At 72.4% G+C, this 19,883-nt stretch carries 17 protein-coding genes; 8 read left to right on the top strand and 9 right to left on the bottom strand.

The features are described 5' to 3' along the window. Window positions 1-33 precede the first annotated feature (33 nt). From UQW22_RS03455 to UQW22_RS03435, 5 genes are all read right to left on the bottom strand, one after another. A complete protein-coding gene (locus tag UQW22_RS03455; protein WP_407319448.1) occupies window positions 34-1,563 on the bottom strand; it encodes a PepSY-associated TM helix domain-containing protein in 1,530 nt (509 codons plus the stop codon). 11 nt (window positions 1,564-1,574) lie between these two features. Further along, window positions 1,575-2,810: a Dyp-type peroxidase gene (locus tag UQW22_RS03450; protein ID WP_407319447.1), complete on the bottom strand. Its 1,236-nt coding sequence runs from the start codon at window positions 2,808-2,810 to the stop codon at window positions 1,575-1,577. Further along, window positions 2,810-3,394, bottom strand: a complete 585-nt coding sequence (locus UQW22_RS03445; RefSeq protein WP_407319446.1) for a copper chaperone PCu(A)C — start codon at window positions 3,392-3,394, stop codon at window positions 2,810-2,812. Before UQW22_RS03445 ends, UQW22_RS03450 begins: the two co-directional genes overlap by 1 nt. A gap of 11 nt (window positions 3,395-3,405) precedes the next feature. After that, on the bottom strand, window positions 3,406-4,050 hold the full coding sequence (locus UQW22_RS03440) for a copper resistance protein CopC (protein WP_407319445.1): 645 nt from the start codon (window positions 4,048-4,050) through the stop codon (window positions 3,406-3,408). 123 nt (window positions 4,051-4,173) lie between these two features. Further along, the gene (locus tag UQW22_RS03435) at window positions 4,174-4,809 is read right to left on the bottom strand and encodes a hypothetical protein (protein WP_407319444.1); all 636 of its coding nucleotides are present in this window, start codon (window positions 4,807-4,809) and stop codon (window positions 4,174-4,176) included. Window positions 4,810-5,067: 258 nt separating this feature from the next. On the opposite strand from UQW22_RS03435, the gene UQW22_RS03430 reads away from it, so the two are divergent. Beyond that, complete coding sequence (locus UQW22_RS03430; RefSeq protein WP_407319443.1) at window positions 5,068-7,101, top strand: cytochrome c oxidase assembly protein; 2,034 nt, start codon at window positions 5,068-5,070, stop codon at window positions 7,099-7,101. Window positions 7,102-7,113: 12 nt separating this feature from the next. Here UQW22_RS03430 and UQW22_RS03425 read toward each other — a convergent pair whose 3' ends face one another. Next, entirely contained in the window at window positions 7,114-8,286 is a 1,173-nt protein-coding gene (locus UQW22_RS03425; RefSeq protein WP_407319442.1) for an FAD-dependent oxidoreductase, read from the bottom strand. Between the two features lie 172 nt (window positions 8,287-8,458). Here UQW22_RS03425 and UQW22_RS03420 point away from each other — a divergent pair, with 172 nt between their 5' ends. The 4 genes from UQW22_RS03420 (at window position 8,459) to UQW22_RS03405 (ending at window position 13,791) form a co-directional block, all read left to right on the top strand. After that, window positions 8,459-10,585: an alpha/beta fold hydrolase gene (locus UQW22_RS03420; RefSeq protein WP_407319441.1), complete on the top strand. Its 2,127-nt coding sequence runs from the start codon at window positions 8,459-8,461 to the stop codon at window positions 10,583-10,585. Between the two features lie 84 nt (window positions 10,586-10,669). Further along, window positions 10,670-12,157: a mannitol dehydrogenase family protein gene (locus UQW22_RS03415; protein WP_407319440.1), complete on the top strand. Its 1,488-nt coding sequence runs from the start codon at window positions 10,670-10,672 to the stop codon at window positions 12,155-12,157. A gap of 42 nt (window positions 12,158-12,199) precedes the next feature. Then, entirely contained in the window at window positions 12,200-12,532 is a 333-nt protein-coding gene (locus tag UQW22_RS03410) for a helix-turn-helix domain-containing protein (RefSeq protein ID WP_407319439.1), read from the top strand. Further along, a complete protein-coding gene (locus UQW22_RS03405; protein ID WP_407319438.1) occupies window positions 12,529-13,791 on the top strand; it encodes a type II toxin-antitoxin system HipA family toxin in 1,263 nt (420 codons plus the stop codon). Before UQW22_RS03410 ends, UQW22_RS03405 begins: the two co-directional genes overlap by 4 nt. Before the next feature lie 11 nt (window positions 13,792-13,802). On the opposite strand, the gene UQW22_RS03400 is transcribed toward UQW22_RS03405, so the two are convergent. Together UQW22_RS03400 and UQW22_RS03395 are read right to left on the bottom strand one after the other, a co-directional pair. Then, on the bottom strand, window positions 13,803-14,864 hold the full coding sequence (locus UQW22_RS03400) for a protein kinase family protein (RefSeq protein ID WP_407319437.1): 1,062 nt from the start codon (window positions 14,862-14,864) through the stop codon (window positions 13,803-13,805). After that, window positions 14,861-15,817 carry a sugar-binding transcriptional regulator gene (locus UQW22_RS03395; protein ID WP_407319436.1) on the bottom strand — a complete coding sequence of 319 codons (957 nt, stop codon included), beginning with the start codon at window positions 15,815-15,817 and terminating at the stop codon, window positions 14,861-14,863. The genes UQW22_RS03400 and UQW22_RS03395 overlap by 4 nt, the downstream gene beginning before the upstream one ends. A gap of 144 nt (window positions 15,818-15,961) precedes the next feature. On the opposite strand from UQW22_RS03395, the gene UQW22_RS03390 reads away from it, so the two are divergent. Genes UQW22_RS03390 through UQW22_RS03380 form a run of 3 tightly spaced genes read left to right on the top strand, consistent with a single transcriptional unit; the run spans window position 15,962 to window position 19,202 of the window. Then, on the top strand, window positions 15,962-17,374 hold the full coding sequence (locus UQW22_RS03390; RefSeq protein ID WP_407319435.1) for an ABC transporter substrate-binding protein: 1,413 nt from the start codon (window positions 15,962-15,964) through the stop codon (window positions 17,372-17,374). Continuing rightward, the gene (locus UQW22_RS03385; protein ID WP_407319434.1) at window positions 17,374-18,330 is read left to right on the top strand and encodes a carbohydrate ABC transporter permease; all 957 of its coding nucleotides are present in this window, start codon (window positions 17,374-17,376) and stop codon (window positions 18,328-18,330) included. Before UQW22_RS03390 ends, UQW22_RS03385 begins: the two co-directional genes overlap by 1 nt. Beyond that, on the top strand, window positions 18,327-19,202 hold the full coding sequence (locus UQW22_RS03380; protein WP_407319433.1) for a carbohydrate ABC transporter permease: 876 nt from the start codon (window positions 18,327-18,329) through the stop codon (window positions 19,200-19,202). The genes UQW22_RS03385 and UQW22_RS03380 overlap by 4 nt, the downstream gene beginning before the upstream one ends. Here UQW22_RS03380 and UQW22_RS03375 read toward each other — a convergent pair. After that, window positions 19,195-19,872, bottom strand: a complete 678-nt coding sequence (locus UQW22_RS03375) for a TetR/AcrR family transcriptional regulator (protein ID WP_407319432.1) — start codon at window positions 19,870-19,872, stop codon at window positions 19,195-19,197. The two genes, UQW22_RS03380 and UQW22_RS03375, sit on opposite strands and share 8 nt — an antisense overlap. Window positions 19,873-19,883 lie beyond the last annotated feature (11 nt).

Here is a 19,883-nt window from a genome sequence, read left to right as displayed (position 1 = left end):
CCCACCGACGCACCACCCAGGAGCGGAGGGTACCTACTCCGGTTCGGCCTGCTGGTGCGCCGCGACAGGGCGGACACGGGGCGAGCTTCCCCGTGTCCGCCCTTCCTGCTGCTGTGCGGGCTGGTTGGTGAGGTCGGATCGTGACTTGAGGACGCTGATCACCGTGTCGATGAGGACGAACGCAGCGAGGGTGTATCCCACGAGCGGGATGAACAGGCCGATCGTGATGGCGGCGGCGAGCACCGCAGCGACACCCCACCACGGGGCGCTGCGTAGTGCACCGCGTCGGGGTGCGGGCCCGCCGAGCCCTCGCGGTTCGCGGGTGGGGCGTCGCTTCCACCACATGAGGTAGCCGAGCACGACCATGGCACCGATGCCTGCGGCGAGCAGGACGAGGACGAGCTGGTTGGGCAGGCCGAACATGAGGCCCATGTGCAGGGCGATGCCCCAGCTGCTGAGCTTGGCCATGAGCGGGAACGTGTCGACGTCGGACCGGTCGGTGACCTGGAGCGTGGTGCCGTCGATCGCGACGGAGTCGCCCGCGGTGGGGTAGCTGCGCTTGATCTCCCGGACCACCCACGCGGAGCCGGACTCGGTGGGGGGCTTGATCTCGGTCGGGGCCGCGTCGATGTTGACGCGTTGCGCGATGGCGTACACCGAGTCGAATGCGGCGGGGCTCAGGGCGTCCGACGGCACGGCGGGCGCGGCGTCGTGGTCGTGGTGGGCTCCGTCCGAGGTGGCGGGAGAGGCACCGAGGTCGGTCTCCAGCGCCGGTGTCTCCCAGCCGGCGGCGGTGCGCAGGCTCGAGATGTTCGCCCCCGCGAGCTGGGACCACGTCATGCCGGTGGCGGAGAGGAACAGTGCGCCCAGGAGCACCCAGGTCCCGAGAGATGTGTGCATCGACAGGTAGCGCCGGTAACCGGTGTGCTTCAGGTTCGGCCGGATCATGTCCTTCTTCCGGCGGGTCCTTCGGATCCTCGAGATCCACATCGCGGCCCCAGCCAGTGCGACGATCCACAGCCACGAGGCGGCGAGCTCGCTGTAGAAGCGCCCGGCGTCACCGAGGTGGAGGGTGCGGTGCAGGTTGGAGATCCAGGTGCGCAGCGGCAGCGAGCCGCTGGTGCCGTACACGGTGAGGTCGCCGCGGACCTCGCCGGTGCCTGGATCGACGAAGATGCCGCGGGTCTCGCTGGAGCCCAGCGAGTCGTCGGCGAACATCACGCGGGTGGTGTCGCCGGGCTCGGGAGCGGGACGAACCGCGGTCGGGATCGCGTCGGTGGCCGCGAACCGCTGGGCGGCCGCTACCTGTTCGCCCAGGCTGAGTGTCGTGGCGGTGGCGGGTGCGTGCAGCTCGTCGTCGTAGACGATCTGCTCGAACGTCGGGGCCAGTGCGTAGAGTGCGCCGCTCGTCGCGGCGACGAGGATGAAGGGCCCGACCAGCAGGCCGGCGTAGAAGTGCAGGCGCCGCATCAGGTCGCCGAACCAGGGACGGTTGCGGCGCGGCGCGGGTCCGCCGTCGTCGGTGGGAGGTCGGGTGGTCGGGTCGGTCAGGGTGTGGGTCATGAGGTCTGCTCTCAGGTGAGGAGCGTCTCGCCCACGTATCCGCCGTCTGCGCACCCGGGGGGCACGGCGAAGACGGCGGAGCCGACGGGGACGGTCCACTCGTTGAGGAGGTCGAGCTGGTCGAGGCGCCGTTGGATGGGCGTGAACTGGGCGTCCACGTCGGCCTGGAAGGACACGAAGATCAGCCCGGCATCGGAGACGCGGTCGGCGGTGGCTCCGTCTTCGTAGTTGTAGGCGCGGCGGAAGATGCGCTGCCCGGGGTCCTCGGGACGGGCGCGGCGCACGTGCGAGAACTCGGGGATGACGGGAAAGCCGATGGCGGTGGTCGCCTCGAAGTCGGGCTCGTCGTGCTCATCCGTGCCGGTCAGCGGCGCCCCGTTCGACAGGGTCCGGCCGACGGACTGCTCTCGCCCGCCTCGGTCGAGCTCGTCCCACTTGTCGAGGTCCATGCGGATGCGGCGCACCACCATGCTCGTGCCTCCGGCGAGCCAACCGTCGTGCTGGGTCCACACGACGCGGTCGAACTCGGCCGTGCCGGGCGACGGGTTGGACGTTCCGTCGACCTGCCCGAACAGGTTGCGCATCGTGGTGCCGGGCTTGACCGAGCCGTACGCGCGCCGGAAGCCCTGTTGGGTCCAGCGCACGCTCGCGAAGCTGCGGGTGTCTTTGAGCAGCATCCGGGTGGCGTGCGCCACGGTGAGCGGATCGTCGGCGGCGATCTGGATCAGCAGGTCACCGTCGGACAGCTCGGGCTGCAGCCGGTCGACGCTGAACGCCGGCAGGGGCCCCAGCCACGCCGGGGCGGCACCCTTCGCTCGTACCACGAATCGCGGGCCGAAGGCGAACGTCACGGTCAGGCGGGCCGGCGTGACGGCGAGCTCCGGCTCGGAGTCCGCCAGTGCTGGCTCCCCCTGGGTGAGGCGGGCCGCGTCGTCGGACAGGATGCGCATCATGCGGCGCATCGCCTCGCGGTCGGTGCCCTCGTGCAGGTCGAGCGCCACGAAGACACCGTGCGCCTGCGCGTCGGTGTCGATACCGGCCTGGTGGGCGCCGTAGAACGGGACCGTCGACTCGCCGTTCATCGGCGCGGCGGCCGGGACGGGCTGCGCGGGCCGGTCGGCGTTCAGCACCGTGTCGGCGCCGATCGCGGCGGCCGCGCCGACGCCGGCGACAGCTCCCCCGAGGAGGAACTGCCGCCGGGTCGACCCGGCCCGACCTGTGCGCGCGCCCCTGCCGGGCGCCGCCATCAGTGGTCCATGTCCGTCTCGGAGTCGGACCCACCCATGTCCATCTCCGAGTCGTTGTCGTCGCCGTTCTGGTAGTTCTCGTTGGCGCCGGAGTAGTCCTTGACCGGTGCCGTGAACTCGTACGTCGAGTCGTCCGAGAACGTCAGGGTGAACGTGACCTCCTCGCCCGCCTGCAGCGGGTCGGTGAGGTCCATGAGCATGATGTGGTTACCACCGGGCTCCAGGTCCAGCTCTTGGCCGGCGGGGATGACGAAGCCGCCCTCGACCTCGCGCATCACCATCTCGCCGGCGTCGTTCTCGACCGTTTCGTGCAGCTCCAGGGCGGAGGACGCCTCGGTCGTGGCGGACACGACGGTGGCGTCCGCGGAGCCGTTGTGGACGAGCTCGCCGAACGCGGCGGTCATGCCGGAGTCGGCGGCCTTGACCCACGCGTCGTTGATGGTGACGGAATCGCCGGCGGGCGCGGCCGACGTCTCGGACGCAGCCGCGCCGTCGTCGGAGGTGGAGCAGCCGACGAGGGCGAGGGAGGCCGCGGCGAGGACGACGCCGAGGCGTGCGGGGGTGGTGTGGTGACGAAGGGTCACGAGAGTGCCTTTCAGGATCGGTCCGACGACGAGGGGTCCTGCCCCTGGTCGTCGTCGCCGTCCGCACGGTGGCGGCGGCGCAACAGCTGGACGATGGTGAGCAGGGCGAGCGCGACCAGTGCGCCGCCCGCTCCGACGAGGGCCGCTCGTGGCAGCCCCTCGCTCTCCTGCGCGGTCTGGTCCTGCGAGTTCTGCGAGCTCGGCCCTGCCTGGTCGGCGTCCGTCGAAACGTCTGACGACGGCGACGGCGACCTTGCCGGGTCAGCACCCGTCTCGTCCGGCCCGCCGTCTCCGACGACGAACCGGACGACCCCCTGGATGGGGTGACCGTCGGACGACACGACGCGCCAACGCACCTCGTAGTCGCCGTCAGGCATACCGGGCTCGAGCTGTGTCAAGACGACCGGACCGTCGACGCTGGGCGGCGAGACCGCCCAGTCCTCGTCGGACCCGTCGGCGACGACGACGGCGGCACCCACGTCCATGATGTCGGCGCTGTACTCCAACGACACGGTCGTCGGCGCACCGTCGAGACGTGCGTCGGACTCCGGGTCGCTCGAGATCAGCTGGTCGTGGCTGGTCGCGGTGGGCGCCGTCGCGAGCATCGCGACGACAGCCACGGCGACCCCTGCCACGACAGGGCGGGTTCGGGGCATGACGAAACCTCTCCTCGGACGCGCAGAGGCGTCAGCGCGACCCGCCGCCACGAGGGACGCGGGCCGGCGCGGGAGCGTGCAGGGCAGCACCCGGCCAGCATGCTGCCGACCAGGATGCAGAGCTCAGACCGCGAGGAGGTAAGGAGGACCCCGCCGCGACACCGGCGACCGCTGCGGGGCGGGATGGGTGGGCCGGTCGTTCGCTGCAACGGCGACCGCCTGGCTCCGAACACCAGGAACGAGGACGTGCACGCCGGCGACCTGGCGAGGAAGCCTGCGGCCGATCGCACGGCCCGCGGCCTGACGAATGCGCAACACCATGAGCTCGCCGCGATACAGCACCCCGACCGTGACCAGAGCGGCGACGCCATGCCAGGCCCACATCATGGGCGACGCGTGCACCATCTCCATCGTGGGACCGGTCGCCGCCGACAGCACCCCTTGGCCGTGCGCGGCGTGACCGTGCATGTCGGCAGCAGCCGGAGCGCGACCTGCTGGCGTCGTGCCCAGCACGAACAGCAGGTGGAACAACAGCTGGCTCACCGCGACCGATGCCGAAAGGCGCCACAACGACAACCCGCGGCCGGCCAGCGCGGTACACACCTGGAGCGAGAACACCAACGGCAGGACGATGCCGGGCCAGCCGGGCATCTGCCCGCCGCCCGCAAGGTGGCACACCAGCGCAACCAGCGTGGCCGAGGACGCAGCAAGACCACCGCGCAGCAGACGCGCGGGTCCTCGACGCTCGGCAGAACTCATCGACAGGCTCACCGCTCACGGGGACGAAGGGGCGGCGGCCCCGGCCACGGCCGCCGCGTCACGCACCCTATCCTCCGCCCCGATCGAGGGCCACCCTGGTCGGCGACCGGCTCGGTCGCGAGGCGCCTCGCGGCTGCCGAGCTCGAGCGCGCGGCAGATCGACGCGCGAGAGAACGGTGCTGAGGGACAGGCCCCCACGAGCCACGTCTCACACCGGGGTCGTCGAACACGCCGTCGGGCCAGCCTTAGGCTGGACGGGTGGCCCAGACCAGACCGACCTCGCGCCCTGCCGCGGTGGCGGCGTCCCGCCCGTGGTGGGTCGTCGCCGCCGGGCCGGGCGCCGTCGTCGCCGCGATCCTGGCGCTGCTCGTGGCGGGGTCCTTCTCGGGAGCATTCGAGGCCCTGGGGACGTTCTCGGACCCCGGAGCCGTCGCCCGCTGGGGGTCGCCGCTCGCGACCGTCGTGGCGGAGCTCGGCGTCTCGGTGACGCTCGGCAGTCTGTTCGCCGCGGTGTGCCTCGTGCCGCCGGGCCGGGCGCAGGCCCGCCTGCTCGACGTCGCGGGCTGGGCCGCCGCGGTGTGGGCCGTCGCCGCGGTGGTCGAGCTCGTGCTGCAGTACGCGGTCGTCTCGGCGCTGTCGCCGACGGCGGGCAACTTCGGGGCGGGGCTGGCCCAGTTCGTCGCCGACGTGGAGCTCGGCCAGATCTCGGTCGCGATCGTGGCGCTCGCCGCGCTCACCTCCGGGCTCGCGCTTGCCGTCCGTGGTGCGGCCGCCGCCCTGTGGACGGCGCTGCTGCCCGTGGCGGCCCTGACGCTGCAGTCGACGACCGGGCACGCCGCCGGCGCGGCCGACCACTTCCTCGCGGTCGGGGCGATGTGGTTGCACCTGCTCGGCGCCGCCCTGTGGGTCGGCGGCCTCGCGGCCCTGGTCGTGCTGGTGCTGCTCCGGGACGACGGCGTCACGGCCGCGGCGGTGGCGCGCTACTCACCCGTCGCGGCCTGGTGCCTGGTGACGGTGGGCGTCTCCGGCGTCGCGAACTCGTGGATCCGCATGGAGGGGGTCGACGACCTGGCCACGCGGTACGGCGTGCTGGTGCTCGTCAAGGCGGCACTGACGGCGGCCCTCGGGGTGCTCGGCTGGGCGCACCGGAGCTGGATCATCGGCCGGCTGGACAGCGCCCCGCGCAAGGGCACCGGCCTCGTGCGGCGGCTGTTCTGGCAGCTCCTCGCCGTCGAGCTGCTGGTCATCGGCGCGGTCTCCGGGGTGGCGGTCGCGCTCGGGTCGACGGCGCCGCCCGTGCCGGACGAGGTGCCGGTCGACGCCTCGCCCGCCTACCAGCTCACCGGCTACCCGCTGCCGCCCGAACCCACCGCCTCCCGGTGGCTCACGGAGTGGGCCGTCGAGCCGATCCTCGCCTTCGCCTGCGTCGCGGGGGTCGTGATGTACCTGCGCTGGGTGCGACGGCTGCGACGCCGCGGGGACCGGTGGCCGCTGGGCCGCACGGTCTCGTGGTGCGCGGGCATGGTGGTGATGATCTGGACCACCAACGGCGCGCCGACCGTGTACGGGCACGTCGTCTTCAGCGGTCACATGGTCCAGCACATGACCCTGGCGATGCTGGTGCCGCTGCTCCTCGTGCTGGCGGCGCCGGTGACGCTGCTGCTGCGCGCGGTGCCCGCCCGCAAGGACGGGTCGCGGGGGCCGCGCGAGTGGGTGCTGGCGCTCGTGCACTCGCGGGTGGGCGAGCTGCTGGCCCGACCGGTGGTCGCGGCGGTGCTGTTCGCGGGCGGGATGATCGCCTTCTACTTCACGCCGCTGTTCGAGTTCGCCCTGACGAACCACCTCGGGCACCTGTGGATGATCGTCCACTTCACGCTCGTGGGGTACCTCTTCGCGAACGCCCTGGTCGGCATCGACCCCGGCCCGCAGCGGCCCAGCTACCCGATGCGCCTGGTGCTGCTGTTCGCCACGATGGTGTTCCACGCGTTCTTCGGCGTCGTGCTCACCACGGGCACGTCGCTGCTGGTGGCCGACTGGTACGGCAACATGGGCCGCGAGTGGGGGCTGAGCGCCATCGAGGACCAGCAGCGCGGCGGTGGGATCGCCTGGGGGATCGGCGAGCTGCCGACGCTGGCGCTGGCGATCGTCGTCGCGCTCCAGTGGACCCGCTCGGACGAGCGCGAGGCCCGGCGCCGCGACCGTCAGGCCGAGCGGGACGGCGACGCCGAGCTGACCGCCTACAACGACATGCTGGCGCGCATGGCCGAGCGGGACGAGCCCGCCGGGCGCTGACCCGCGACCCCGTCAGAGCAGCGCGTCGAGCACGCGGGGCGCGAGGCCGAGCGCCGTCGTCGTCGCCAGCCCGTCCGCGACCGTCACCGTGCGGACGCCCGGCAGGGGCTCGGTCACGACGAACGGGTCGTCGCTGCCGTGGCCCGGGGTGCGCACCACCTCCGTGACCGACCACCGGTTGCGGACCACGGGCCGCTCGGTGCCGAGCAGCGTCGCCGTCTCGCGCAGCAGCAGCTCGTCGACCTCCTCGGAGCGACCCGTCGCGTCCGCGGGGGCACGTCCGTCGCCGACGACGACGGAACCGTCGGGCTGGGCGGTGAGCGTCAGGTGGATCTCGGCTGCGAGCAGGTCGGGGTGCCGCGCGCGCAGCCGTTCACGGACCTCGCCGAGCGCACGGCTGTGCAGGTAGGCGGTGTCCCGCAGGAGCGTGCTGGCCCCGATGAGCACGGGGCCGGTCGCCAGCCGCTCGGCGGCGGGGGCGCCCTCGGGCAGGGGGGAGGTGACCCGCAGCATCTGGCGACGGACGGGCAGCAGCCGGTCGCCGACGTCGCCGAAGAGCTGGCCGACGTCGTGGCCCACGGCGACGACGACCCGCTTGGCGACGACCTCGCCCCGGGAGGTGCGCACGAGAGTGCAGCCGCTGCCGGCGTCGAAGGTCTGCGCGGCCGTCGACCAGGCGACGTGCACCTGGGGGCGGCCTGTGAGCCAGTCGGCCGTGATGCCGAGCGCGGAGGCCGGCTCCACCCGCAGGTCCAGGGGCAGGAACGCTCCGCCGGCGGCGTCCTGCACGGGCGTGCGGTCCGCGACCTGCGGCCCGGTCAGCAGCGTGGCGTCGCCGGCCCGGGCGGCGACCAGGTCGTCCAGCACGGCGAGCTCGTCGGTGTGCCGCGCGACGACGACCGCCCCGCTCTCCCGCACGCCGAAGCCCGCCTCCCGGCCGACCTTGAGCCACCGTTCGCGGGACGCCAGCGCACAGGCGAGCGCGGTCGAGTCCTGGGTGGTGATCGCGAGGTGGCCGCCGCGTCGCGCGGTGTTGCCGACCGGACGGGGGGCGGCGTCGACCACGAGCACCGAGAGGCCGCGCGCCTGCGCCTCGACGGCGTGCGCCAACCCGACCGCGCCCGCCCCGACGACGGCGAGGTCGACCTTGGCGGGGAGCGGTGGCAGGGCGCTGTCGTGGTTCACGTCCAGAATCTGCCTGAGCGGGTGGCCGCCGTTCAAGGCGGAAGTGGCCTGTGGACAAGGTGTTCGGCCAGTGTTCACCTACGGTTCCTCCCGGCGTTCCCGCAGGGTCGCGCCGCCCCGTCGCGGGGATATCTCTGGGGCTGCCGCGGATGGTTGTGGTAGACCCGTCTGCGTGACCCAGGACACTCCGGCGGCGACCCCGCCCACCCCGTTCCACGACCTCGACGCCTACCTCGCGCTCGGCCGCCTCGGCGGGCTGGCGCTGAGCCCCGACGGCACCCGGCTGGTGACGTCCGTGCAGGCCCTCGACCACCGGCGCACGGGGTACGTGTCGTCGCTGTGGGAGGTCGACCCCGCCGGCGACCGACCGGCTCGGCGCCTGACCAGGAGCGCCAAGGGCGAGTCCGCCGCGACGTTCACCGCCCGGGGCGACCTGCTGTTCACCTCCGCCCGGCCCGACCCCGACGGCGCACCGGACGACGACGCCCGCGCCGCCCTGTGGATGCTGCCGGCCGACGGTGGCGAGGCACGGGTCGTCGCGACGGCTCCGGGTGGCGTCGGTGGCGTGCGCCCCGCGCGGTCCGCCGACGTCGTGTCGGTCACGGTGCCCGTTCTGCCGTCCGCCGCGGACCTCACCGAGGACGCAGCCCTGCGCCAGGCCCGCAAGGACCTCGAGGTGGACGCGATCTGGCACACGGGCTACCCCGTGCGGCACTGGGACCACGACCTCGGCCCGGACGCGGACCGCCGCTACGTGCTGACGCTCGACGGTCTGGCCGAGGGTGAGCGGGCCGACCTGCGCCAGATCACGGGGGCGGGCCGACAGCTCGACGAGGCCGACGCCGCGCTCTCGCCCGACGGCGCGACCCTGGTGACCGGCTGGACCGTCGACGACCCGGGGGCCGCACGCCGCGAGACGCTCGTGGCGATCGACACGGCGACGGGTGAGCGGCGCACACTGGTCGACGACCCGGACGCCGACGTCGGCTCGCCGGTCGTGTCGCCCGACGGGCGCTGGGTCGCCTACGTGACCTCGACGGTCACCTCGCCGTCCGACCCGCCGGTGGTGCGCACGGGGCTGGTGCCGCTGGACGGCGGCGGCGATCCCGAGGTGCTGGCCGACGACTGGGACCGCTGGCCCACGTCGCTGACCTGGCTCCCCGACTCCGCGGGCCTGCTGATCACGGCGGACGACGACGGCCGCGGACCGGTCTTCCTGCTCACCTTCGACGGCGCCCCGGGCGAGGGCTCCGTGACCGTCGAGCAGGTGACGGCCGACGACGCGACGTTCACCGACGTCCGCGTCGCACCGGACGGTGCGGCGGTCTACGCGCTGCGCACGTCCTACGCCGCGCCGTCGGAGCCGGTCCGGATCGACCTGCGCGGCTTCCTCGCGTCCGGCGCGCCGGGCGAGCGTGCGGCGCTGCCCGCCGTCGTGCTCCCGTCGCCCGCGCCGGCGCCGGAGCTGCCGGGCACGCTCACCGAGGTGGAGACGACGGCGGCCGACGGCGCGCGGGTGCGGGCCTGGCTGGCGCTGCCGGCCGGGGCGTCGGCGTCGGACCCGGCACCGCTGCTGCTGTGGATCCACGGGGGGCCGCTGAGCTCGTGGAACGCCTGGTCGTGGCGCTGGAACCCGTGGATCATGGTGGCCCGCGGCTACGGGGTGCTGCTGCCGGACCCGGCGCTGTCGACCGGGTGCGGGCAGGAGTTCGTGCGGCGCGGCTGGGGCGCGTGGGGCGACAAGCCCTACACCGACCTGCTGGCGATCACCGACGCCGCGGAGGCGCTCGACGAGATCGATGCCTCGCGGACCGCGGCGATGGGCGGGTCGTTCGGCGGCTACATGGCCAACTGGGTGGCGGGGCACACGGACCGGTTCCGCGCGATCGTCACCCACGCCTCGCTGTGGGCGCTCGACCAGTTCGGGCCGACGACGGACCACGCCTACTACTGGGCGCGCGAGATGACGCCGGAGATGGCTGCGGCGCACAGCCCGCACCGGTACGTCGGGGACATCCGCACGCCGATGCTGGTGGTGCACGGCGACAAGGACTACCGGGTGCCGATCGGCGAGGGGCTGCGGCTGTGGCGTCAGCTCCTGGCGGACTCGGGTCTACCCGCGGCCGACGACGGCACGACGGTGCACCGGTTCCTGTACTTCCCGACCGAGAACCACTGGGTGCTCTCGCCGCAGCACGCGAAGGTCTGGTACGCGGGGGTGCTGGCGTTCCTGGCCGAGCACGTGCTGGACGTCCCGGCGGGGGAGGGGGACCGGGTGCTGCCGGCGACGCTCGGCTGACGGTCGAGTCTGCTCATATGTGATCAGCCGATTCGCTCATCTGTTACGTTGGGATCCCAGGACCCCACGGAGCAAGGACGCGCCATGACAGCACTCACCGACGAGACCGTGCAGACCCTCCGAGGCTCCGCCGGGGCCGAGTCGCTCGCCGTGCCGACCTACGACCGGTCCGCTCTCCGCGCCGGCATCGTGCACGTGGGGGTGGGCGGGTTCCACCGGGCGCACCAGGCGATGTACCTCGACCGGCTGATGGCCCAGGGCGAGGCGCTCGACTGGGCGATCTGCGGGGTCGGGGTGCTGCCCCACGACGTGCGGATGCGCGACGCGCTGCGCTCCCAGGGCGGGCTGTACACCCTGGTGCTCAAGCACCCGGACGGGACGCTCGAGGGGCGCGTGATCGGGTCGGTCGTGGACTTCCTGCTCGCGCCGGACGACCCGGAGGCGGTCATCGAGAAGATGGCCTCGCCCGAGATCCGCATCGTCTCGCTCACCGTCACCGAGGGTGGCTACAACGTCCACCCGGTGACCGGGGAGTTCGACGAGTCGGACCCGGCCGTGCAGGCCGACCTCGCGCCTGGTGCTGTGCCCACCACGTCCTTCGGTCTGGTGGTCGAGGCGCTGCGCCGGCGTCGGGACCGGGGCGTCGCGCCGTTCACGGTGATGAGCTGCGACAACATCCAGGGCAACGGCGAGGTCGCGCACCGCATGTTCGGCGCGTTCGCGCGGCTCAAGGACCCGGAGCTGGGGGCGTGGATCGAGGAGCACGTCCCGTTCCCCAACTCGATGGTCGACCGCATCACCCCGGTCACCACGGACGATGACCGCGCGATGGTCGCCGAGCGGTTCGGCGTCGACGACGCCTGGCCCGTGGTCGCCGAACCCTTCACCCAGTGGGTGCTCGAGGACCGCTTCGCCGACGGCCGCCCGCCGCTGGAGGAGGTCGGCGTCCAGGTGGTCGACGACGTCGAGCCCTACGAGCTCATGAAGCTGCGGCTGCTCAACGCGAGCCACCAGGCGCTGTGCTACCTCGGGTACCTCACCGGCTACCGCTACGCCCACGAGGTCTGCGCCGACCAGACGTTCGTGCGGTTCCTGCTCGACTACATGGAGCGGGAGGCGACGCCCACGCTGCAACCGGTCCCCGGCATCGACCTCGACGACTACCGGCGCACGCTCATCGAGCGGTTCGCCAACCCCGCGGTGCGGGACACGCTCGCGCGGCTGTGCGCCGAGTCCTCCGACCGGATCCCGAAGTGGCTGCTGCCGGTGGTGCGGGAGAACCTGGCCGACGGCGGCGAGATCCACCGGGCGGCCGCCGTCGTCGCCGCCTGGGCGCGCTACGACGAGGGCGTCGACGAGCAGGGCGAGCCGATCGAGGTCGTGGACCGCCTGGCGGGCCGGCTCCGGGCCGCCGCGGCGCGGCACGGGGAGGACCCGCTCGCGTTCCTGCGCGACCGCGAGCTGTTCGGCGACCTCGTGGACGACCAGCGCTTCACGGCCGCCTACCTCGCGGCGCTGGAGTCCCTGCACCGCGAGGGCGCCCGGGCGACGGTCGAGCGTCTGGTGGGCTGAGCCTCCTCATAAAGATTGATAGAACGACCATTATCCGTGTGAGTGGTGCTCACAGCGATCATTGGAGCACCCGTGGCTACTCGACCTCTCTCACTCCGCGTTCGCCGGTCCGCGGCTCAGCTGGGCGAGCACGTGAGCACGTGGCGCAAGCTGCAGGGACTGACCGCGGAGCAGCTCGCGGAGCGCGCGGGGATCAACCGGGGCACTCTTCGTCGGCTCGAGCACGGCGACCCCGCCGTGGGGAGCGGCGTGCTCCTGTCCGTCCTTCGTGCACTGGGGCAGCTCGACCGTGTCGTCGAGGCGCTCGACCCCTACGAGACCGACCTCGGGCGGGCGCGGGCTGACGAGTCCCTGCCGCAGCGGGTGCGCCGATGAGCCGAGCAGGAGTCGTCCAGATCGACGTCCGCGTGGAGCTGTCTGGCGACACTGTTCGGGCGGGCACCGCGTACATCACCGAGTGGCGTGGCACCACGTCCACGTCGTTCGTCTACGACCCCACGTACCTCGGGCGGCGCGACGCGTTCAGCATCAGTCCTGATCTGCCGGTGGCCGTCTCACGCCACCAGGTGGCAGGTCTGCCGGGCGCCGTCGCCGACACCGCGCCGGACCGGTGGGGGCGCAACCTGATCGACAAGCAGGTCCGGTACCGTGCGCGGGACGACCACGCGCCCGCGACAATCCGTGAGGTCGACTACCTGCTCGGCGTGGCCGACCTGACCCGGCAGGACGCGCTCCGGTACACGACCGCCGATGATGTCGACTTCCTCGCACCAGACCCGCACGTCCCGCGGCTCATCGAGCTGCCGAGGCTGATGCGTGCCGCCGAGAGCGTGGCCAGCGACAGCGACGACCTTGCCGAGGTCGAGCTGCTCCTCGACGCCGGGACCGGTTCCCTCGGTGGGGCGCGGCCCAAGGCGTCCGTCCGCGACGGTCACCAGCTGCAGATCGCGAAGTTCCCGCACCCGGGTGACCGTTGGGACGTCATGGCCTGGGAGATGACCATGCTCGACCTCGCCGAGCAGGCCGGCATCCGTGTACCGGGGCGTCGTCTCCTCACGGTCGACGGCCGGTCGGTCCTGGTCCTGGACCGGTTCGACCGGGACGGACGAGGACGCCGACTCGCCTATGCGAGCGCGATGTCCTTGGTCGGCGGCGTCGACGGCGCATCGTTCGACTACCTGGAGGTCGCCGAGTCGCTCGCGACCCACGGGAGCGACGTGACGGCCGACCTGCGCGAGCTCTGGCTGCGCGCGCTGTTCTTCACGACGGTCAACAACACCGATGATCACCTGCGGAACCACGGCTTCCTTCACACGCGTGGCGGATGGCGCTTGGCGCCGGCCTTCGACGTCAACCCCGACCTGTACGACCGTGCTCCGGCCACCTCGATCGGCTTCGTCAGCGCGGATCGGGTGAGCCGCTTCGAGGCGCTGATCGACGTGGCTGCCGAGTTCGGCATGTCGGCCGCGGATGCCGGTGATGCGATGGATGTCGTGGCCGCGGTCGTCGACCGGTGGCGCGAGGCAGCGGCCCGGAACGGGATCGGGGAGCGCGAGCTGCAGCAGTTCAGGGATGTCTTCGACTCCGGCACGCGGCTCGTCCGCGAGGTGCGTGCCTCGACCCGGAGCGCCTAGCACCCCTCCTGTCACCCCGTCCGGCGGGCTGCCTTCCGTGGGTAGGGCGTCTCCCGGCTCTCCTGCTGGAAGCGATGGTGGAAGTCGCCCACCACCGCGGCGACGGGCGCGTCGCGCGCGAGGATCGTCGCGACCGTCGCGGGGGCGTCCTCCGGGAGGTCCCCCTGGGCGCAGGCGCGCACGAACGCCCGCCGTTCGTCGCCCTGGTACCCGTACATCGCGACGGCCAGCCAGTTCACCAGGTACGTCGCGGCATAGTCCCGGTCGTAGGCCGCGTGCTCGTCGACGAACGCGATCTCCTCCGTCGCGAGGTCGAAGCGCGAGGAGATCGCCAACCCGTAGTCGGCGAGGTAGAGCCGGTGGCCGTCGGTCAGGATGTTCTCGAAGTGGGTGTCCAGGTGCAGCAACCCGCGGCCGTTCATGAACGACACGCCTGCGCTCAGCTCGTCGTCCACCCAGGCGAGGGCCTGCTCGTCGGCCTCGCCGCCGGCGTCCATCCGGGCGCTCAGCCAGTCGTGCAGGGTCTGCGGGATGTGCTCCAGGAACAGCAGCAGGCTCGCGGACGACCCCTGCAGGTCCTCGATCCGCCGGCGCACCGCCGGTCCGCCACCCCAGTAGGTGACGGCCCGGTCCACGTCGACCGGCTCCTCGGGCAGCGGGTGGCCCGCGTCCGGGAGGACTCGCCAGTGGTGCATCAGGGGAAAGCCCTCGTGGTCGCCCGCGATCACCCAGCCCGTGGTCATGGTGTGCACGGCGAGCTCGCGCCAGGCGCCCCACCCCGGACCGCCGATGGTGCCGATGCCGTAGTGGCAGAAGCTCGGCAGCCCGAACAGGTTCGCCGTGGAGCGGACGTGCTCCGGTCGCCGCTCGAGGTCGGTCAGGCGCACCTGCTTGACGAAGACCGGCGTGCCGTCGACGTCCAGCCGGAGGGTCTCTCCGCCGATGCCGGCACCGATCGGCACGGCGGCGTCGACGAGCTCGCGCAGCCGGTGGTCGCTGCACAGCGACAGCGCGGTGGCGACGGCGCCGTGGGTGGCCAGGCGAGCGCCTCGGGTCCTGTCGGCCGTGGTCACGGCGTGCCGGCGGGCGGGTCCGCCAGCAGGCGCTCGAGCTCGACGGCGGCAGCGTCGTCCATGACGAGCACGGAGGCGATCCCGCCCAGGACGGCACCGCGCAGCCCGGCGGCGGCCTCGGTGCCGTAGCCGATCGCGATCACCTCGGGGGTGCGGACGAGCTGGTCGAGCGTGACGCCCACGACCCGGGCGTCCAGCGGCGTGACGACGGCTCGGCCACGGGAGTCGAAGAGCCGCCCGGAGCACTCCGCGACGGCGCCGTTCTCGGTCGCGGCGCGTCGTTCGGCGTCGGTCACCTGGGGGTGGACGGTCGACCCGGTGGAGTTCCACGCCCCGATCGACACGACGGCGAGGTCGAGGCGGTCGGCCCGGTCGAGCGCCGCCGCGATCTCCGGCTGGTGCCGCATCCCTGCTGCCGTGGCCGGGTCGCCGACGAGCAGGGGGGACCAGACCGGCCAGGTGCGCACGCCCTCCATGCTGGTGAAGCGCTGGATGAGCTCGAGCGAGTTGCCGCTGCCGTGCACCGGGAGCGCACCGACGAGCTGGACGACGTCGCAGGGCGGCAGCGTCCCGAGCGTGCGGACCGCCGCCTCGATGGTCCGGGACCACGAGACCCCGACGGTCGTGCCGGCGCGGACCCGGGCGGCGACGATGCGTGCCAGCTCGCGGGCGAGCAGGTCGCGGGTGCTGTCCCGGTCGGCGCCCCCCGGGACGATCACGACCTCGTGCGCGCCGAGGCGTTCGGCCAGGAGCCGCGCGCGCCCCGCGTCGAGGTGGGCCGGCGCCGCGATCTCGATCTGCACCACACCGCTCTCCCGGGCCTCGGTGAGCAGGCGGGCGACCTGGAAGCGGGAGATCCCGCGGTGCTTGGAGATCTCCACCTTGGACCGACCGTCGAGGTAGTAGTCGGTGCTCACCTCGACGAGGAGGCGGAGGTGGTCGGGATCGGTCACGGGTCCTCGTCTCTCCTCGCGGCGACGCTGGGCGAGAGTTTGAGCGGATGGCCTTGCTCACGTGAGCATATCGGACTATGGTCGCTTCAGATGAGCAGCAAGGTTGCTCTCAGATGAGCGAACCGTCTCGACGTGAGGACAACGATGTTCCGACCATCCGGCGCGCGACGCCGACCTGACCGACGGACAGCGCCCGGTGCCGTCGCCGCGGCCACGGCGGTCGCCCTCGGACTCGCCGGGTGTGCCGGCGCAGGTGCCGTCGGCGGCGACGGTGAGCAGATCGTCGTCGCGATCGTCTCCAACCCGCAGATGCAGGACGCCATCTCCCTGCAGGACCACTTCCGTGCCGAGCACCCCGGCATCGACGTCCGGTTCGTCAGCCTCCCGGAGAACGAGGCGCGGGCGAAGATCACCGCGTCCGTCGCGACGGGCGGCGGCGAGTTCGACGTCGTGATGATCTCCAACTACGAGACGCCGATGTGGGCCGAGAACGGCTGGATCGAGAACCTCCAGCCGTACGCCGACGCCACCGAGGGCTACGAGCCCGACGACTTCGTGCCCAGCGTCCGGGAGGCCCTGTCGGTGGACGGAGACCTCTACTCGGTGCCGTTCTACGGGGAGTCGTCGTTCCTCGCCTACCGCCAGGACGTGTTCGACGAACGGGGCCTGGAGATGCCCGAGCGTCCCACGTGGGACGACGTCCGCGACCTCGCCGCCGAGCTGCACGACCCGGCCCGGGACTTCTCGGGCGTCTGCCTGCGCGGGCTGGCCGGCTGGGGCGAGGTCATGGCCCCGATGGGCACCGCCATCAACACCTTCGGCGGGCGCTGGTTCGACGAGGGCTGGAACGCCCGCCTCGACAGCCCCGAGGTCCGCGAGGCGGTCGAGACGTACGTCGACACGGTCCAGCGGTACGGGCAGCCCGGGGCCGCGACCTCCGGGTTCGGTGACTGCCTCACCCGGTTCTCCCAGGGCAACGCGGCCATGTGGTACGACGCGACCTCGATGGTCTCCAGCGTCGAGGACCCGGCGTCGTCGAACGTCGCCGGCGACGTCGGCTACGCCCCGGCCCCCGTCAGCGAGACGGACGCGGCCGGGTGGCTCTACTCCTGGTCGCTGGCGATCCCGTCGACGTCCGAGCACAAGGACGCGGCGTGGGACTTCGTGTCCTGGATGACCGACCAGGACTACATCGAGCTCGTGGGCGAGGAGCTGTCCTGGGAGCGGGTGCCGCCGGGGAGCCGGCTGTCCACCTACGAGCTGCCCGAGTACGCCGAGGTCTCCGCGGCCTACGCCGACGCCACGTTGCGCTCGATGGGCGAGGCGACCCAGGACAACACGATGGTCGAACCCGTCCCGTACCCGGGCATCCAGTTCGTGGGCATCCCGGAGTTCCAGGATCTCGGCACGCGGGTCGGCCAGCAGATGTCGGCCGCGATCGCGGGGCAGCAGACCGTCACCGAGGCGCTCGAGCAGTCCCAGTCCTACGCCGAGACCGTCGCCGAGACCTATCGGGACGAGGCCGACGCCGCAGCCACCACCGACGGAGGCTCCTGATGACCACGCTCACGACCCAGGCGGCGAGCGCGCGCCGCGCGCAGGAGCAGCGCGCCGCGCGCGCCGAGCACACGATGAGCCGCGCCGAGCGCTGGCGCCGCCGGGGACCGCTGCTGCCGGCGCTGCTCTTCACGATCGTCGTCACGCAGATCCCGTTCCTCGTGACGATCTGGTACTCGCTGCACTCGCGCAACCTGCTGCGCCCCGACTCCGACCTGTTCGTCGGGTTCGCCAACTACGGGGACATCGTCGGCGACTCGACGTTCCGCGGCGCGGCGGTGAACTCGGTCGTCATCACGCTGGGGTGCGTGCTGGTCGCGATGGCCCTGGGCATCGTGCTCGCGCTGCTCCTCGACCGGCCGTTCCGCGGGCGGGGCGTGGCCCGGACGTTGCTCATCACCCCGTTCCTCATCATGCCCGTCGCGAGCTCGGTGCTCTGGTCGATGGCGATGCTCAACCCGACGTACGGCCTGTTCAACTGGACGCTGGGCCTCGTCGGGATCGACCCGGTGGACTGGACGTCGACGTACCCGATCGTCGCGATCCTCATGGCGCTCGTGTGGCAGTGGACGCCGTTCATGATGCTGCTCGTCCTCGCCGGCCTGCAGGCGCAGCCGAAGGACGTCCTCGAGGCGGCGGCGGTCGACGGCGCCGGCCCGTGGCGCACGTTCACGTGGATCACGATGCCGCACCTGCGCCGCTACGTGGAGCTGGGCGTGCTGCTCGGGATCATCTACGTGGTCAACACGTTCGACCAGATCTACCTCATGACGGCGGGCGGGCCCGGCACGGCGAGCGCCAACCTGCCCTTCTACATCTACCAGCGCGCGTTCCTCGGCTTCGACGTGGGCCAGGCCGCCGCGATGGGTGTGGTCGTCGTGATCGCGACGATCTTCGTCGCGATGGCCGCGCTGCGCCTCATCTTCCGCAGCTTCGACGTCAAGGAGCTCTCATGACCACCACCGCACCGGCCCCGACCTCCTCACGGCCCGCCGCGCCCGGCGGTGCGCGGCGTCCCCGCCGTCGGACCACGGGCACGCTCCTGACGGCTCTCACGTGGATCCTGGCCATCGGGTTCTTCTTCCCCGTCGCCTGGATGGCGATGACGGCCTTCAAGCAGGAGAGCCAGGCGTCGTCGAACCCGCCCACGTTCTTCTTCGAGCCCACGCTCGACCAGTTCCGCGCCGTCGTCGGCGAGTCGGGCACCTACGTCGCGAACTCCCTCATCGCGACCGGGTTCTCGACGCTGCTGGTGCTGCTGCTGGGGATCCCGGCCGCCTACGCCCTGTCGATCCGGCCGGTGGAGAAGGTCGGCGACGTGCTGTTCTTCTTCATCTCGACGAAGATGCTGCCGGTCGTGGCGGTCATCGTCCCGATCTACGTCATCGCGGGCCAGCTGAAGGTCCTGGACAACATCTGGACCCTGGTGGTGCTCTACACGGCGATGAACCTGCCGATCGCCGTGTGGATGATGCGCTCGTTCCTCCAGGAGGTGCCCGCCGAGGTCCTCGAGGCGGCGTCGGTCGACGGTGCGGGGCTGCTGCGGACCATGCGCTCCGTCCTGCTGCCGATGGTCGCGCCGGGCATCGCCGCGACCGCGCTCATCTGCGTGATCTTCGCGTGGAACGAGTTCTTCTTCGCGCTGAACCTCACCGCCTCGCAGGCGGCCACCGTGCCGCTGTTCATCGTCTCGACGATGACGAGCGAGGGTCTGTTCCTCGCCCGGCTGTGCGCCGCGGCCCTGCTGGCCTCGTTGCCGGTCATCATTGCCGGGTGGATCGCTCAGAAGCAGCTCGTGCGCGGTCTGTCGATGGGCGCCATCAAGTAGCCGACCGGTCCTCCCGCGGGGCGAGGAGCAGGTCGACGAGGGCCTCGAGGCGACGGGCGGGCGCAGGCGCGGGTTCGTCCGCGCCGCCCGTCGACCGTTCGAGGAGGTCCGTCCGCCCGGCGGCGTCCTCGGCGGACATCAGCAGGTCGACGGCCGTGGGCATGTCCACGACGAACCGGAGCCCCAGGCCGTCGAGGATACGGTCGAGCACGGCCCCCACCTCGTCCCTGATCCGGCGGTGCTCGGTCAGGTACAGGTCAGCCACGGCGGGGTCGCGCAGGGCGAGGAGCTCGAACTCGGCGGCCACCAGGCACCACTGCCGGCGCGCGCCGCCGTCGGGCCGGACGGCCGCCATGACGGTGCCCAGGGAGGCGCGGAACCCCTCCGGCGTGGCCAGGCTGTCGGCGTCGAGCGTCTCGACGGCCTGCTCGAGCGCCCGGAGCTGACGCTTGGCGTCGCGCTGCATGAGCGCGAGGAACAGCTCCTCCTTGGAGGCGAAGTTGGAGTAGAACGCGCCGCGGGTGAAACCGGCCGCCTCGCAGACGGCCTCGATGGAGGTCGCCTGCATCCCGACCTCGGCGAACACGTCGAGCGCCGCGTCGAGCAGACGCTCCCGGGTGCGCTCGCGGCGCGGGGAACGCACGCTGGTGGCGTGCTCGGTGGTGGTCACGGCGGGGCCTC

Source organism: Isoptericola halotolerans (assembly GCF_045689585.1).
GTDB lineage: Bacteria > Actinomycetota > Actinomycetes > Actinomycetales > Cellulomonadaceae > Isoptericola > Isoptericola halotolerans_B.
Note: the sequence above shows the minus strand (reverse complement) of the source record. Positions and strands in the feature narration are given on the sequence as shown.